The sequence below is a fragment of the Robertmurraya mesotrionivorans genome (genome assembly GCF_050971805.1).
Taxonomy (GTDB): Bacteria; Bacillota; Bacilli; order Bacillales; family Cytobacillaceae; genus Robertmurraya_A.
Window position 1 is genome coordinate 785,499 of record NZ_JBPCCH010000001.1, and the last position, 16,139, is coordinate 801,637.

The 16,139-nt window shown below is 36.8% G+C and carries 17 protein-coding genes; 12 read left to right on the forward strand and 5 right to left on the reverse strand.

What is annotated here, in order from left to right; genetic code table 11:
- Positions 1 to 3: 3 nt before the first annotated feature.
- From ACRX5O_RS04045 to ACRX5O_RS04060, 4 genes are all read left to right on the forward strand, one after another.
- On the forward strand, positions 4 to 873 hold the full coding sequence (locus ACRX5O_RS04045; protein ID WP_433904715.1) for a M15 family metallopeptidase: 870 nt from the start codon (positions 4 to 6) through the stop codon (positions 871 to 873).
- 80 nt (positions 874 to 953) lie between these two features.
- Positions 954 to 2,438 (forward strand): lmo1851 family serine protease, encoded by a 1,485-nt coding sequence (locus ACRX5O_RS04050; protein WP_433904716.1) that lies wholly within the window; start codon positions 954 to 956, stop codon positions 2,436 to 2,438.
- A gap of 115 nt (positions 2,439 to 2,553) precedes the next feature.
- The gene (locus tag ACRX5O_RS04055; protein WP_433904717.1) at positions 2,554 to 3,486 is read left to right on the forward strand and encodes an LCP family protein; all 933 of its coding nucleotides are present in this window, start codon (positions 2,554 to 2,556) and stop codon (positions 3,484 to 3,486) included.
- A gap of 68 nt (positions 3,487 to 3,554) precedes the next feature.
- Positions 3,555 to 4,490 (forward strand): CobW family GTP-binding protein, encoded by a 936-nt coding sequence (locus ACRX5O_RS04060; protein WP_433904718.1) that lies wholly within the window; start codon positions 3,555 to 3,557, stop codon positions 4,488 to 4,490.
- A 24-nt stretch (positions 4,491 to 4,514) separates the two neighbouring features.
- Here ACRX5O_RS04060 and ACRX5O_RS04065 read toward each other — a convergent pair whose 3' ends face one another.
- Positions 4,515 to 4,763: a DNA alkylation repair protein gene (locus tag ACRX5O_RS04065; protein ID WP_433904719.1), complete on the reverse strand. Its 249-nt coding sequence runs from the start codon at positions 4,761 to 4,763 to the stop codon at positions 4,515 to 4,517.
- A 99-nt stretch (positions 4,764 to 4,862) separates the two neighbouring features.
- On the opposite strand from ACRX5O_RS04065, the gene ACRX5O_RS04070 reads away from it, so the two are divergent.
- A complete protein-coding gene (locus tag ACRX5O_RS04070) occupies positions 4,863 to 5,132 on the forward strand; it encodes a hypothetical protein (protein ID WP_119708814.1) in 270 nt (89 codons plus the stop codon).
- Positions 5,133 to 5,141: 9 nt separating this feature from the next.
- Here ACRX5O_RS04070 and trhA read toward each other — a convergent pair whose 3' ends face one another.
- Positions 5,142 to 5,780, reverse strand: coding sequence for a PAQR family membrane homeostasis protein TrhA (gene trhA, locus ACRX5O_RS04075; RefSeq protein WP_433904720.1), 639 nt, complete (start codon positions 5,778 to 5,780; stop codon positions 5,142 to 5,144).
- Between the two features lie 158 nt (positions 5,781 to 5,938).
- Here trhA and ACRX5O_RS04080 point away from each other — a divergent pair, with 158 nt between their 5' ends.
- The 4 genes from ACRX5O_RS04080 to ACRX5O_RS04095 are packed head-to-tail and all read left to right on the forward strand — an operon-like array spanning position 5,939 to position 9,468.
- Entirely contained in the window at positions 5,939 to 6,910 is a 972-nt protein-coding gene (locus ACRX5O_RS04080; protein ID WP_433904721.1) for a YncE family protein, read from the forward strand.
- On the forward strand, positions 6,910 to 7,605 hold the full coding sequence (locus tag ACRX5O_RS04085) for a response regulator transcription factor (protein WP_433904722.1): 696 nt from the start codon (positions 6,910 to 6,912) through the stop codon (positions 7,603 to 7,605). The genes ACRX5O_RS04080 and ACRX5O_RS04085 overlap by 1 nt, the downstream gene beginning before the upstream one ends.
- Entirely contained in the window at positions 7,589 to 8,983 is a 1,395-nt protein-coding gene (locus ACRX5O_RS04090; RefSeq protein WP_433904723.1) for a sensor histidine kinase, read from the forward strand. The genes ACRX5O_RS04085 and ACRX5O_RS04090 overlap by 17 nt, the downstream gene beginning before the upstream one ends.
- A gap of 35 nt (positions 8,984 to 9,018) precedes the next feature.
- Positions 9,019 to 9,468 (forward strand): FixH family protein, encoded by a 450-nt coding sequence (locus ACRX5O_RS04095; protein ID WP_433904724.1) that lies wholly within the window; start codon positions 9,019 to 9,021, stop codon positions 9,466 to 9,468.
- Here ACRX5O_RS04095 and ACRX5O_RS04100 read toward each other — a convergent pair.
- Together ACRX5O_RS04100 and ACRX5O_RS04105 are read right to left on the reverse strand one after the other, a co-directional pair.
- Positions 9,465 to 9,872 carry an Hsp20/alpha crystallin family protein gene (locus tag ACRX5O_RS04100; RefSeq protein ID WP_433904725.1) on the reverse strand — a complete coding sequence of 136 codons (408 nt, stop codon included), beginning with the start codon at positions 9,870 to 9,872 and terminating at the stop codon, positions 9,465 to 9,467. The two genes, ACRX5O_RS04095 and ACRX5O_RS04100, sit on opposite strands and share 4 nt — an antisense overlap.
- A 14-nt stretch (positions 9,873 to 9,886) precedes the next feature.
- Positions 9,887 to 10,363 (reverse strand): Hsp20/alpha crystallin family protein, encoded by a 477-nt coding sequence (locus tag ACRX5O_RS04105; RefSeq protein WP_433904726.1) that lies wholly within the window; start codon positions 10,361 to 10,363, stop codon positions 9,887 to 9,889.
- A gap of 159 nt (positions 10,364 to 10,522) precedes the next feature.
- On the opposite strand from ACRX5O_RS04105, the gene ACRX5O_RS04110 reads away from it, so the two are divergent.
- From ACRX5O_RS04110 to ACRX5O_RS04120, 3 genes are all read left to right on the forward strand, one after another.
- On the forward strand, positions 10,523 to 11,296 hold the full coding sequence (locus tag ACRX5O_RS04110; protein ID WP_433904727.1) for an SDR family oxidoreductase: 774 nt from the start codon (positions 10,523 to 10,525) through the stop codon (positions 11,294 to 11,296).
- A gap of 109 nt (positions 11,297 to 11,405) precedes the next feature.
- Entirely contained in the window at positions 11,406 to 12,722 is a 1,317-nt protein-coding gene (locus ACRX5O_RS04115) for a TrkH family potassium uptake protein (protein ID WP_433904728.1), read from the forward strand.
- A gap of 102 nt (positions 12,723 to 12,824) precedes the next feature.
- Entirely contained in the window at positions 12,825 to 14,333 is a 1,509-nt protein-coding gene (locus ACRX5O_RS04120) for an HD domain-containing phosphohydrolase (protein WP_433904729.1), read from the forward strand.
- On the opposite strand, the gene ACRX5O_RS04125 is transcribed toward ACRX5O_RS04120, so the two are convergent.
- Positions 14,330 to 15,694, reverse strand: a complete 1,365-nt coding sequence (locus ACRX5O_RS04125; protein WP_433904767.1) for an MATE family efflux transporter — start codon at positions 15,692 to 15,694, stop codon at positions 14,330 to 14,332. The genes ACRX5O_RS04120 and ACRX5O_RS04125 overlap by 4 nt on opposite strands.
- Positions 15,695 to 16,139: the final 445 nt, after the last annotated feature.

The window sequence follows — 16,139 nt, forward strand, 5'->3', positions numbered from 1 at the left end:
ATAATGCGTAAATATTTATTATCTATTGCAGGGATTACCCTCTTATTGTCCGGGTGCGATTTTAGTAAAATCCCATATTTAAATAACAATCAGAAGGAAGAAAAAACACAGACTGACGAACAGAAGGATAACGAACCTATCGTTGACCAGGAAAATAACGGTCAAAGTGATTCAACTGAAGGTGATGCAGGAGAGTCTATTCAAGATCAGGAGAGTATTCCTGAAGGACCTACTTTAGAGGCCATTTTTTTTAATGATGTGAAAGAAGTTGATGGAAAACAAGTCATTCAAAACCCATTGAATGTACTTGCTCTTGTAAATAAAATGTTTGCTTTGCCAGAGAGTTATAATCCTACTGACCTTGTGAAGCCGAATGTTTCATTTTCCTTCGGAGATCAAACAATAGAAAAAAGCTTAATGAGGCAAGAGGCGGCAATAGCACTAGAGAAAATGTTTGCCGAAGCAAAAGCGAGTGGAATCGAACTGTATGCAGTATCTGGATATCGGTCATACGATAGACAACAAATTTTATTTGATGCAGAAGTAAAGAAGAGCGGAGAAGAAATGGCAGCGCAAGTGGTTGCCGTACCTGGAAATAGTGAGCACCAAAGTGGACTAGCTATGGATATATCAGCAAAAAGTGCAAACTTAGGTCTTACTGAAAGTTTCGGTGAGACCAATGAAGGAAAATGGTTGGCGGCAAACGCACATAAGTACGGGTTTATCCTCCGATACCCAAAGGGAAAAGAAACCATTACAGGATATCAATACGAGCCTTGGCATTTTCGTTTTGTAGGTGTGGATGCTGCGCAAACAATCTTTGAAAAAAATATTACGCTTGAAGAGTACTTTGATATAGTTGAAAAAATTTAATTAACAACTTTAAAATACTAAAATCTTTGTTAAAACAAATGCAAAGATGTTATTCTAAACAGTAAGAACAAGCCTATGGAATGAAAGTGGTGAAGCATTTGGAAAACGAACAACGACCAGAGGAAGAAACAGGTTCTAGTAAATCAGCCTATATACAAATAAAGAAATTTCATTTTGTTATGTTGTTGTTTTTAGTGGTATTTCTAGCAGCTGGTATTACTACGTTTGCACTTGCATTTGGTGATGAAAAAGTAGTAACTGCTGGTACGGAGAGAAAAGAATTTGAGAAGCTATACAATGCTTTTGATACGATCCAAGATAATTACTTTAAAGAGGTCGATGAAAAAAAACTAGTTAATGGGGCAATTGATGGAATGCTCCAATCACTGGATGATCCATATTCTGACTATATGAATGAAGAAGAAGCATCAAGCTTTCATGAGAGTATTTCTTCTTCATTTGAAGGGATAGGGGCCGAAATTCAGGAAAAGGATGGTTATATTATCATCGTGTCTCCTTTAAAGGGATCACCTGCTGAAAAGGCTGGTTTAAAACCGAACGATAAAGTAGTATCCGTAGATGGAAAAAACATTCAAGGAATGGGATCCACAGAGGCTGTATTACTTATCCGTGGAGAAAAAGGGACAACTGTTAAGCTAGTCGTACAACGACCTGGTGTGTCAGAACCTCTAAACTTTTCAATTGTAAGAGATACAATCCCGATTGAAACAGTCTACGGAGAAATGGTAACTGATACGATTGCGAAAGTTCAAATAACGACTTTCTCTGAGAATACCTCAACTGAGTTAATCACGATCTTAAATGATCTGCAAGCTAAAGGAATGAAAGGTCTAGTTCTTGATTTAAGGCAAAATCCAGGGGGGCTTTTAAACCAAGCGGTTGCTATTTCGAGCTTGTTTGTCCCGGAAGGAAAAGTGCTGTTTAAGGTTGAGGACCGAGATGGAAATATTGAAGAGGTTAAATCAGAGCAAAAGGAAAATCCAGATATCCCATTAGTTGTAATTATTGATAAAGGAAGTGCTTCTGCTTCAGAAATACTAGCAGGAGCGGTGAGTGAATCGGCAAACGTCCCATTGGTTGGAGAAAAATCATTTGGTAAAGGGACGGTACAAAGAGCCCAAGATTTTTCTGATGGTTCGAATATGAAGTATACAACAGAAAAATGGTTAACCCCAGAAGGAAATTGGATCCATGAAAAGGGGATTGTTCCTGATTATGAAGTTGCAATGCCAGAATACGCAAATATATCCTATATTGATCCAGAGCAGGAGTTAAAACTTTCGGTTGCTTCCAATCAGGTAAAGGCTGCTCAGCAAATGTTAAAAGCTCTTGGTATTGACCCAGGACGAGAAGATGGATACTTTGATGAAGCCACTCAAAAAGCTGTTATTGAATTTCAGAAACAGCAAAAAATTGAGCAAACAGGTATTCTAAAAGGTGAGTCAACCATTTTATTAATGGAGAAATTAAGAGAACTCATTAAAGATAACGACCCACAGGTTCAAAAAGCAGTGGAACTTCTACAACAACAAGAGGTAAAGTAATAAGTGAGAGCTTTCCCATTATTCGGGAAAGCTTTTTTTATGTAAAAATGTACAAAACGACAAACACTAATCTCTAAGTTGATAAGAAAATTTAGTTCCAGACGAGGTGAATACAATGAGACGTATGATGGCCGTTTTCCTGATTTTTTTATTAGCAGGCTGTGGTTATTACTCCTCGAAAGAGAACAATGAGAATAATCAACCCAATACTAAAAGCAGAACCGTTGAAAAAACAAGTGAAGAGATGCCAGTGGAACGTTTTCGTCCATTTCAATCATATAAAAAGGACGTAAATGTCCTATTACTAGGGGTTGACAGTAGAGGGGAATCATCTTCAAGATCTGACACCATTATGCTTGCAAAATACGAGCCATTAAACAAAAAGGTGAAGCTGGTTTCCATAATGAGAGATAGTTATGTAACAATACCAGGATATGAAAAAAGTAAGCTAAATCACGCTTATTTTTATGGTGGAGACAAGTTATTAAAGGAAACGATTGAAAAAAATTTCAACGTAAAAATTGATCACGTAGCACTGATTGATTTTCAAGGGTTTATTGAAGTGGTAAATATACTTGCTCCACAGGGATTAAAAGTAGATGTATCAAAACCTATGATGAAGGATTTACATATTTCAGGTGAACCGGGAATGCATGTGCTTAAAGGCCAACAGCTTTTGGATTATGTAAGATTCAGGCATGATGCAAAGAGTGATTTTGGGAGAGTTGAAAGGCAGCAGGAGGTCATTATTTCTTTAAAGGATGAAGCGGTTGAAACACTTGGTTCATTTGATGGAATTGTAAAATTGCCAGAAATTTTAACAGAGGTTGCTAACCATGTGGACACCGACATTGTTCTTAAGGATTACTTGACACTTGGAGCCACTTTTATTCTAAACCCTGTATCAAATGTCGAAACGTTGCGAGTACCAGTTGAAAATAGCTACACAAATAAATATACTAAGCATGCAGGAGAAGTGTTAAATATGGATATGCAGAGAAATAAGAACGCTATTTCTGAATTCTTATCAAAAGAGGTAAGTGAATAGGGGAGTTGTTCAAACATCTTCTCTATTTTCCTGAAAAATGTAATTATGGTAATGGGGGAAAATAGGTTATGAAACAAACGGAAGTTTATATATTATCGGGGTTTTTAGGAAGTGGCAAGACGACTTTACTTAAGAAACTTTTGCAAGCGGAGAAGGAGAGAGGCAGAAAGGTTGCCGTACTGATGAATGAACTTGGAAAAGTATCCATTGATTCCGACGAAGTAACGGACGACGTACCATTAAAAGAGTTACTAGGTGGATGCATTTGCTGTACGATCCAAGATAAACTTGAAGCGCAACTTCAGGAGCTATTAATTACTCATCAACCCGATTGTATATACATAGAAACAACAGGAGCTGCACATCCAGTCGAAACTTTAGATGCTGTGCTATCCCCATTGTTTGCAACCCAACTTCAAGTGAAAGGGATTCTTACCGTTGTTGACGGTAGACTTTGGTTAGAGCGCCGAACATTCTCTCCTCAAATTCAGCAGTTGATTACAGAACAAATTAGACATGCAGATTTAATTGTCATTAATAAAACAGATGAACTAAGTGAAGGTGAAAAGGTACTCATTACAACGGGCATTCAATCTCTTAATGAAAAGGCAAATGTGATTTTAACTACCTACTCTAGTGTGTCAATGAAGCAAATCCAATCTCTGGCATATCAGAAGAAGCCTCATGCGGACAAGAGTCATGTTGAAAATGATTTGAAATTGAGTACATTTGTTTATTCGTTTTCAAAGGCAGTTGATATGGATGGGTTTGAGAGCTTCTTACAAGCTTTGCCTGACACGATTTATCGAATCAAGGGTTATGTGAAATTTTCATCTACGTCATTTCCTTACTTATTTCAGTTTTCGTATGGAATGCCGATTTACATAAAAGAAGAGATGAATATGCCGTTAAATCTAGTATTTATTGGGGAAAACATTCTGTGGGATGATATTTCTAGAAAGCTTCAGGAGTTGGAAAAAAATAACTCTAGTAAGGAAAATTGAAAAGCTTGAACATGTGCCCAAGCTTTAATGGTTTTGATTTTGGCCAAATTTAACAAATGTTCTTTCGTCTTCAATTAGTCCACAAGCTGCACATTGAACTTTATAAGAAGGGCCTTTGTAAGCCATATGAAATGGAGAAAGCTGCTCTTGTGAGTACTCCTCCATCACGTCACCGGTTTGAGGATCTAGCTTTACTGATTGTGGTTCTTGCTTAATGAGATTAAAACGACTTCGATTCGTTTTGCAATTTGGACAACGATAAGGCTCAGCCATTTGTGATTCTCCTTTCGCTTCTTTTATGATGTATATTCTTTCCTTTTTTATATCGAATATGTATTTGAATAATAACAAATAGAATGGTTGTGAAAATTAATGAAGAAAGTGTTAGAAGGATACCGATCTCTTTGGAATAATCGTCTACTTAATGAGGGAGATGATGAGGATGTTCTTAGAGAGGCGATATCACGTGAACTTAAGGATGAGTTTTCCCATCCTCGCGTTCGAAAACAGCCCCATGAAAAATATTACTTAGCAACAAAAAGGGTGATTGATTCTGACATCGAATCTGATTTGAAACTTTCACTCCTTACCATCCATGTTGAAGAAATGGAGAAGATATTGTCCGTAACAAGGAAGCTGTAGCTTCTTTTGTTACGGAAGTAAGGTAAGGACTGAAAAGAAATGAAGAATGGTCCCAGCAATAACAAAAAGGTGCCAAATGGCATGGTGGAATTTAAATCCTCTCCAAACATAAAAAATGGAACCAAAGGTATATAACAATCCTCCGATAACGAGTAAATACCAGCCAGTTGGCTCCATGCCAGTAGAGATTGGCTTATAGGCAAATACTATTAACCAACCCATCACTACATATAAAGCAGTGGAGATGAATAGAAATTTCTTCACATAAAAGGTTTTAAAAACAGTTCCCCCAATCGCTAATCCCCAAACAATTCCAAACAAAGTCCAGCCTAGTACACCTTTGACTAGTAAAAATAAAAATGGAGTGTAGGTACCAGCGATAAAAAAGTAGATGGATGAGTGATCGAAAATTTCAAATAAATCCTTTACCCTTCCTTGTGGAAAGCTATGAACCAATGTAGAAGAAATATATAAAAGAACCATTGTTGAGCCATATAATGTAAAGCTAACAATATGCCATACATTTCCGTAAAGAGATGAAAAGACAATAAGAAGAACGAGAGCAGTGATGCTAAGTAGGGCTCCAATTCCATGGGTAATTGAATTTGCTATTTCTTCTCCTTTTGTAAAAACATGAGTTTCAGCCAAGATCATCACTCCATTTCGTTATACATAATCATGTTCTTACTTTACTAGACTTTGACCAACAAATAAAACATTTTAATATATTTTTCTATTTCACACTTATTTCACACACAAGTCGTATAATAAGCGGTATTCGAACTGTAATGAGGAGTATTATGAAAATGAAGGTAAAAAAAGTAATGCTGATTACTATTTGGGCACTTTTCTTTATCGTTTCGGGGTGTTCTAAGGATCAACCAATCATTCCGGAAAAAAAGTCGCTGGCCATTACAGTCAACATAAAAGATATGTCACTTTCTTTTGTTGATCTTGAAGAAGCAAAAGTAATCGAAACTTGGACAATGGACAAGCCTTATACTGGGGGTGTTTTATTACCAAATAATGATTCGCTTCTTTTGTACGGAAAGCAGGTCGAAACGGTTGATATTTACTCTTTACGAACAGGAAAGCTTATTAACAGTTGGGAAACAGGTAGAGGAATCGTCGAAGGAGTTCTACTATCTGATAGTGAGGAAATTGCCATGTCTGATCAAGAAAGGCAGTCTGTAAGATTCTTTCGTTTCGATGGGAAGGAAATCAAAGAAGTGGTAAAGACCGGTAATCCGCTAGCGTTAATACCTACTAACTCACAATTATTCGTAGTAAGTTATAATTCTAAAAAGCTAACCATAGTTGATCTCCAAAGCAAAGAAATATCGAGTCAATTTTCGATTCATTCGGCGGCTACTGGGGCGATTATTCAGGAAGATAAGAATGAAATATGGATAGGTGGCCATGGGCTTGGTTCTGAGCTCGAAAGTTATATCCATGTTTATGATAGTAAAACAGGTGAGTTAAAACGGAAAATTTCAGCTCCTATTATGCCCATTAATTTATTACATAATAATGACGGGACATTTGCTCTAAGCCATGGTTCTAATAGTCTTTATAAAATATCAGATGTAGGAGTTATACAAGCGAAGATTACTGTGGGAGCGAATCCTTTTGAGATGACAGAGTATAAAGACCAGCTAATTGTAGCGGGCTACGATAGTAATGATATTCATTTCATCACGAAAAAAGATTTAAGCATAGGGAAGTCAGTCAAGGTTGGCAAAGGCCCCTTTCAAATAATCATTAGGGAGATTGACTAATGGATAAGCAAATTCAAGTTCTCATCGTGGATGATGAGGAGGATATGAGGCAGTTACTGAAGATGTATCTTGAGAATGCTGGTATGATTTGTTCACTTGCCGCAAATGGTGAGGAGACGTATAAATATGTTACTGGCAATCACTTTGACATTATCTTACTAGACATTATGATGCCAGGGGATGATGGATTTGTTGTTTGTGAAAAACTTCGTCATGTATCAAACACGCCAATTATTTTTCTATCGGCAAAGGGTGAAGAATGGGATAAAGTGAAGGGGCTTAAGCTTGGGGCAGACGACTATATTGTGAAACCATTTAGTCCTGGTGAACTTGTTGCTAGAATACAAGCGGTTCTAAGAAGAAGTCATACATTTAAAGATGAAAATGAAATTGTTAAGGCAGGTATCATTTCTATTGATAAGAATGCTCGTAAGGTAATGGTTCAACATGAACATATTGTTCTGACATTAAAGGAATATGAAGTACTTCTTTTCTTGATCGAGCACCACGGTCAAGCACTGAGTAGAGAACAACTTCTTGAACATGTGTGGGGGTTAGGGTATAGCGGAAGTCTTCGTACAGTTGATACACATATAAAAACTTTACGTATGAAGCTTGGAAAGGCTGACTACATAGAAACGGTCTGGGGAATCGGTTACAAGTTTGAGGTGCCTGCTAATGCAATTTCTTCCTAATACCCTTTCAAAGAAATTATGGGTTTTTGTTACAACAACCATTATTATAACCATTGGTTTTTCGTTTTTATTATCAAATTATTTTTACGAAAAATTATATGTTGAAAATGTAAGAAGAGGGTTATTGGAAGAAGGAACAAGGCTCTCTGCTGAATATGAAGGTGGACCTTTATCGAGCGAATTAATTGAAAAAGTAGAATGGTACAATACAAAGAACGAATCAGAGGTTTTTATTGTTAGTAACCCGAAAGAGTTAAGCGCTTGCTTACCTTATGAAATCGATTACGATACAATTATTGGGCCGGAAGAAAGAGATCAGTTACTCAATGGGCAATCTGTCGAAAAAATGGGATATGAAGAACGGTTTGATCGAGACGTTATGGCTGTGATCGTCCCTTTAACTGATTCGAATCGGCTTGAGGGGATCATTTATTTATATGTGCCCTTAGCAAGAATCTCGGAGCTTACAAACGATTTTTCGATCATTGGTCTGGTGGTCGGGTTACTCTTTGTTATTATGTCTGTTTACATAGGGACAATTTTTGTAAAGAAAATGACAAAACCCTTAGAAATCATGAAAAAGGCTGCTGAAAAAGTAACAGCTGGGGATTATTCAGCTAGAGTACCTGTCTTTTCTAAAGATGAAATTGGCCAATTAGGTACGGCCTTTAACCTCATGTCGGTATCCATACAAAAAGAAGATGAAAGAAAAAAAGAATTTTTAGAAGATGTATCTCATGAGCTACGTACCCCAATTAGTTATGTGAAGGGATACAGTGAGGCACTAAAAGCTGGTCTTGTTAAGACGTCCCAAGATCAAGAGCGGTATTTAGCATTAATACATAGAGAAGCAACCCGAATGGAAAGGCTTGTTGGAGATTTACTTGATTTATCGAGGTTCGACTCAGAAGATTTTCGATTAGAATTGCGTCCACTACCATTAGCACAGCTTGTTGAGGATTGTCTGGAAAAATACAGTCCGACATTGCTACAGAAGGGATTGCATCTAAACTCCGAACTAGATCCTGATATTATCGTAAATGCTGATGAGGGTAGAATAGAACAGGTGATACAGAATATCGTTGATAATGCAATAAATTATACGGAGCAAGGTCGTATCACCGTTCTTCTATCAAAACATGAAAAAGGGTGTATCCTTTCCATAAAGGATACGGGCCTTGGGATTCCTAGGGAAGATATTCAAAGAGTCACTCAGAGATTTTTCCGTGTGAACAAAGCAAGAACTAGAAGTGATGGTGGTACGGGCCTTGGGTTGGCTATATCCAAAAAGTTAGTTCAATTACATGGAGGCGAGCTTGAAATAGATAGTGACCTTGGAGAAGGAACGTGTATTTCCATCATTCTTCCCGTTATATAAAAAATGATTTGGATAATTTGAAAGGAGTACTAGAAATGAAAAAAGGATTAATTGTTATTATGTTTACATTTTTAATTATGAGCTTAGCGGCTTGTGCGCAAGAAGAGGAAGAGACTCCACAGTTTTTAGATGTACAGCTGTCGATTACTCCGGAACATGCAGAAAAAGGGCAGCAGGTTTTATTTGAAGCGAAAGTAACCTATGGGGAAGAAGAGGTTACCGATGCGGATGAAGTTGCCTTTGAAATATGGCGTGCAAATGACGAAAATCATGAAAAAATAGAAGTAGAGCACAATGAAAACGGAGTGTATTCCCTAGAAAGAACGTTTGATATGGATGGAACGTATTATGTATACGCCCATGTTACTGCAAGAAGCATGCACAATATGCCTAAAAAAGAGTTTGTGGTGGGTACAGCAAGTGAAAAAGAAGAGGATACATCTTCCTCAATGATGGATGAAGAAGAGGACCATAGCGGTCATTAATCCTCTCTTTGAATAACTAAAACGACCTCTTCGTTTTCTTTTGGTAGTTTAATGGTTAATATCCCTTCTGTTAGAGAATAACGTATTCCTTCTTTATTAATGTGAGAAGGAAGCGTTATTTTTTTTTCAAATGTAAGATGTGGTCGTTCCTTCATGTGATAACGCATGCCCTCTTTCATAGTTCTGCATGTACCGGTTAGGATACAAAACTCTTTCTCTAATCTTACATGAATATCACCTATTTTAATGCCAGGTACCTCTGCTTCTAGAATAAAGCCTTCATCATCTTCATATAAATCACAGCGAGGAAAGTTTTTTTGTTGCAGCTCCATCGTCCACTTCATTGCTGACTCAGCTTCTTTTCTCCAGGATGATTCTAAGTTACAGTCATAATTAAAAAACATCACATGGTCACCCTTTAATAAATTTCTTTTACATCAATTTCTGAGTATTGAAAATCTGTGCTTTTTGGAATCTTTACTTCAAGTACGCCATCTTTATAAGTTGCTACTCCACCTTTTTTCTTCACTGTTGCTGGTAAGGTGTATACTTGACGTTCCGATTCAATTGGGCAATTTTCAATGATAAGCTGATTTGACGTATGACAGACTTTAATGTTCTGAAGACAGTCTTCGTCCTTAATGGGAATCATAGCAAAAACGAAGTCATGTGTTTCAAAAATATGAGCAGAATGAGTGTCCCTTTTTAAAGAGTTTGAATTCTGGTTGCTGTCTGAATTTGTAGCAAACTCAGGAGAAAATCCGGCTCCATTCATTCCTTGGCTAAACACTTTACTCATGGTCTCCTGGACGTATTTCTCGACATCCTGAGGTTTCATTCCTTGAAAACTGCCCTTCATATCCTTTCCGAAGGGGAACATATTCCATGGAAACATTTGTACCACCCCTAATTATAAAAAGTCTCCACTACATCTTATGCAATAATATAGGTATGGTTAAATACGATTTAGACACTTTATATTTGCATTCAAGCGAACTTCTTTTTAGTATATTTATTAGAGAATACAAAATTTAGTTATTGTGAGGTTATTGATTTGAATTCAAAAACAGCTTTGATTACTGGGGGAGTATCGGGTATTGGGAAGAAAATTGCCGAGGAGCTTGCTCAAAGAGGAATAAATCTCGTTGTTAACTATCGAAGCAGTGAAAATGAAGCGATTAACCTTGCAGAAGGATTAATCGCCGAATATGGAATCAGGATGGAACTCATTCAGGGTGATGTTTCTAGTCACCAGGATTGTATAAAAATTTGTGAATATATCAAACAAAAAAATATAACGATAGACATACTAATACATAACGCGGGCCCATATATTCATGAAAGGAAAAGACTAACTGATTACTCGGTTGATGAATGGAATTATTTAATTAATGGTAATTTAAATGCGGTGTTTTATTTAACAAAAGAATTACTTCCTAAGATGAGAGAGCAAAAGTGGGGAAGAGTCATAACCATTGGATTTGATCGGGTGGAAACAGCACCAGGCTGGGTATATCGTTCAGCTTTCGCTGCTGCAAAAACGGGGCTAGCAAGTTTAACAAGAACCCTTTCTCTCGAGGAGGCTGAAAATGGTATAACAGCAAATATGGTATGTCCGGGAGACATTACTGGTCTTTGGAAAGAGTCGAATATACTAGAGGCAACATCGCAAGTTTTAACTAGTACACCAGTTGGTAGACCAGGGACGGGGGAAGATATCTCAAGGGTTGTCGCTTTTCTCATTGACGACCAGTCGAGCTTTATAACCGGTAGTATTATCCCCGTAACAGGAGGGGTGGACGTTCTCGGGAAAGTTCATAACAAATGACACTTTACAGGATTCTCAAAGAGGTATAGTATATAGTATTATTTACGATATCATTGGAATAGTATTCCAATGATATTTTGTTTTATATCTTAACTAAAGAAGGGTTTTTATGAACAAAACCATAAAATTAACGCCTGCCCAATTATTAATTTTCGTTTTTGTCTTTTTTATCTTCTTAGGAACGATTCTTTTGCTGCTACCGTTTTCAACTAATAAACCAATTACGTTTATAGATGCGTTATTTACGACCGTTTCAGCCATGACGGTAACAGGATTAGGTGTAGTTGATACAGGAACACACTTCACGTATGTAGGACAATTTATTATCGCATTGCTCATACAGCTTGGTGGATTAGGGATCATGACCTTTTCTGTGTTTATTTTTATCGTTCTAGGAAAGAAGATTGGATTTAAACATCGACTGATTATGCAACATGCTCTTAACCAAGTAAATATTGGTGGGGTTATAAAGCTAGTTAAGAATTTGTTCTTTTTTTCTATTACCATTGAATTTATTGCAATGATTATTCTAGCACTTCGTCTTGTTCCCGAATTTGGTTGGAAAAAAGGACTGTTTTCAAGTTTTTTTCACTCTATTTCAGCATTCAACAATGCTGGATTTGCCCTCTGGCCGGATAACCTTATTCAGTTTGTGGGTGATCCAATCATTAATATTATTATTAGTGCTCTTTTCATAATTGGTGGAATTGGATTTACCGTATTAGTTGATTTAAAGGAAAAGAACTCTTTTTCAAAACTTAGCTTACACAGTAAGATGATGATCGTAGGGACGTTAGTAATTAATATCGTATCCATTCTACTCATTTTTGCGTTGGAGTATAGAAATCCTCAAACTCTTGGTAACTTAACAACCGTTGAAAAGCTTTGGGCATCATACTTTCAAGCAGTTTCACCAAGAACAGCAGGATTTAACACCATTGATATTGGTTCAATGAATGATCCAACGCTCTTTTATATAACGATATTAATGTTTATTGGTGCTGGTAGTGCTTCTACAGGTGGTGGGATTAAGTTAACCACCTTTATGGTTATTTTGTTCTCCACGTTTTTTTATTTAAAGGGACGAGATGATATCCAAATTTATAGGAGAAATATTCCTTCTGGATATATTGCACGAGTGACAGCTATTGCTATGACAAGTGTTCTTATTGTGGTACTAGCCGTATTGCTTATTAACATAATAGAGCCTATCCCTTTTTTACCATTGTTGTTTGAAGTAGTTTCTGCCTTTGGAACAGTCGGGTTGTCCATGGGCATAACCGCTAGTTTGACTGGTCTCGGAAAATTGATCATCATCATTGTCATGTTTATTGGGAAAATCGGACCGTTAACATTAATGTTTATGCTTGCAAGACCACAAAAATCGAATTTCAAATATCCGGACGAAGAAATATTAACTGGATGAGTAAAAAAGAGGGATCCTTGGATCCTTCTTTTTTCTTAGAATCATATATAGTAAAATAGTATGAGATAGTGACAAAAATAGCGAAAGCACTAGGTGAAGGAAATGACAACGTACAAACAATTTATCAAACAACTAATCACCAATTATATCATTGGTTCCTTATTAGCCGTCTTCGGAGTCGGGGGAACGCTCATGTTTTCAACTATTGATATCACTGCCAATGACCAGTTTTATTTACTATTAATTATGATTCTCTCGGTTTTTTGTATGTTCACATGCGAAGCTATTACGTTTTATTATCATATCAAGCCTATTAAAGCTGTATTTACTAAAAGCTATGTAAAAGACGAAGAAGTAAGAAAAGGTCTTAGACAGCTATATCAGTTTCCTATCCTTACGGTGAAACGAATCATGCTGCCGCACTTCTTAGGATTATCCATCCCCGCAACATCGTTAGCAGCTATCTTTATTTCTATGGGGAAACTTCACGTTCCCATGATTTATATCCTTTATTCAACTATCGCAGCCATATTTGTAGCGATTCTTCATGCATTAACGGAGTTTTATTTAACATTGCGAGCGATACAACCAATTTCGATAGCGATGAAGGATATGCTTCGATTAGGTGAAAACTCTTTATTTTTGGAAAATGATATGGTTGTAGCTATTCAGAAGAAATTTCAATACACCGTATTGATTATTGGGGTTCTGCCTGTACTCCTTTTCCTTTTAGCAGCACAAATTAAATTGTCGCAACTAACGGGGATGGAAATGCAAGTGTATTGGCAATGGGCCGGATTAATTATTGTATTTACTGTTATCTATTCCATATTAGTGTCCAGGTTTATGACAAGAGATATTGAAAGGCCTCTTCGTCAACTACAGGAATTAATGGAAAATGTTAAAAATGAAAACTATAATTTTATTAAAACTAATGTGTATACAGATGAATTTTCAAAAGTGTTTATCGGATTTAATCATATGGTAAATGCCATTAACGAACGTGAATCAACCAATAAACAGCTATTAGAGAGTTTTATGACATCACTTTCAACCACTCTTGATGCGAGAGATCCATACACGTCAGGTCACTCTTCACGTGTAGCAAAGTTCTCCCTTGAAATAGGTCAAGCACTTGATTTAGATAAGGATGATTTAGATCTGCTGTATCAAACAGCACTATTACATGACATAGGAAAAATTGGTGTTCCTGACCATGTATTGCTTAAAGAAGGAAAATTAACGGAAGAAGAGTTCGCTCATATTAAAGCTCATCCCGTGATTGGAGAAAATATATTAAAGCAAGTACAACCCGCAAGTAAAGTTGCTGGGATGCTACCAGGTATTAGACATCACCATGAACGTATGGATGGAAAAGGGTATCCAGACGGGTTAAAAGGACAAGAAATTCCTCTTTATGGCCGAATTATTGCAGTTGCGGATAGTTTTGATGCCATGACGTCAGATCGCCCATATCGAAAAGGTATGATAGAAGAAAAAGCATTAAATATCCTTCTTTCTGGTAGAGGTACCCAGTGGGATAGTGAAATGGTGGATCTGTTTATTTCTAATATGAATTGTATAAAAGAAGAAAAAAGGCCAGCTCGTTAGTTAGAGCTGGCCTCCTTACTATACATTTTTCTTTGTACATAGATCAGGCGACTTGATAAACATATAGCGCCAACAGCTAATCCTGAAATGAGACCAATCCAGTAACCAAAAGCACCCCAATTGGTATAATTGCCCAAATAGTAGCCGAATGGAAGGCCAACTACCCAATAAGAAACAAGAGACATAATAAATGTGATGTTAACGTCCTTGTAGCCGCGTAGGGCACCTTGAACAGGTGCTTGGATGGCATCAGAAAGCTGGAAAAACAATGCATACAGTAAGAAATGTGCCGTTAATTGTAATACTTCATGATCACTCGTATAAATAGAGGCAATTTCTGTTCGTAATAGAACTAAAATGATCCCGCATACAAGAGCCATACTAACTGCCATTATTAATCCAATCCAGCTATATTCTTGCGCATCACGATACCTTTTTGCCCCTACTTCAAAACCAACAACGATTGTCAGCGCCATTGATATGCTGAGTGGAATCATGTAAAGAAAAGACGCGAAGTTAAGAGCCGCTTGATGAGAAGCAATTGTAACGGTATTAAAGGTACTCATCAAAAGGGTAACTGCTGCAAAAATACTCGTCTCAAAAAATATTGCTAAGCCAATCGGAATGCCAATCATAAGTAGTTCTTTCCAAGCTTTTAGTGCTAATGGATAAAATTTACTAAACACATGGAAGGTTGAGAAAGACTCTTTAGAAGTAATAATCCATATCGCAATCCCTGTAACAATCCAATATGTTATGGCCGTGGCATAGCCAGCCCCTACTCCTCCGAGCTCAGGGAACCCATATTTCCCATAGATAAGTAGATAGTTAAAGATAATATTAATAGGAAGGGAGGAAAGTGCAATAAACATTGTGACTCTAGTTTTTCCAAGTGCATCGATAAATGAGCGTAATACTTGATAGACAAATAGGGGGATAATCCCAAAACTAAGAGCTACTAAGTAGTCATGAGCAATCTGTTCAACAGCTGGTTCAAGACTCATAGACTGAAGAATATAGTCTAATGTAAATGCACCAATGATAAGAACAACTATTGCTAGGGTGATTGATAGATAAACTCCTTGAATGACCTGATAAGGTATTTCCTTACGTTTCTTTGCTCCAATTAATTGAGATACAACTGGAGTTATTGCAAGCAAAATTCCACTTAAACCTGTAAATACAGGAGTCCAAATACTCGAACCAATGGCGACACCTGCTAAATCAATCGGACTGTAGTGACCTGACATGGTTGTATCAAAAAAATTCATTGAAAATAAAGCAAGTTGAGTAACGAGAATGGGTAAAAGAATGTATAAAAGTTGTTTGACTTTGTCTTTCTTTGTGTGTGTTTGATTCATCATGTTTTTCCTCAGTTTCTATTCAGTTAACGATTGAAATTATAACACATTTACTTCTGTTACCGAAAAAAATTTGACACAAACCTTTCACTAACTGTTCATAATATTTTTAAAATTTTATGAACAGTTTGATAGGAGTGAATGAAATCTATGCCTTTTGTGAAAAATGAAGACAACATCTTTTGAAAGGAAGCGAGATGCATGAATTTCAACTTAAATCGCATTAATCCCAATCAAACTCAGGTAATATACATGGATGGACGTTTTGAAACACTCACCAATGAAGAACTTGATGAGCTACTTACTACCGACTTCTTGTATCTGGAGGAAGTCTCACAACAACCACAATAAAAAAACGCTCCTTTATATGAAGTGACCCCATAAAGTTAGACATTTTATTTCATCAGGCAGCTCTTAAGGTCTGAGTCCGGTATTGTACCGGACT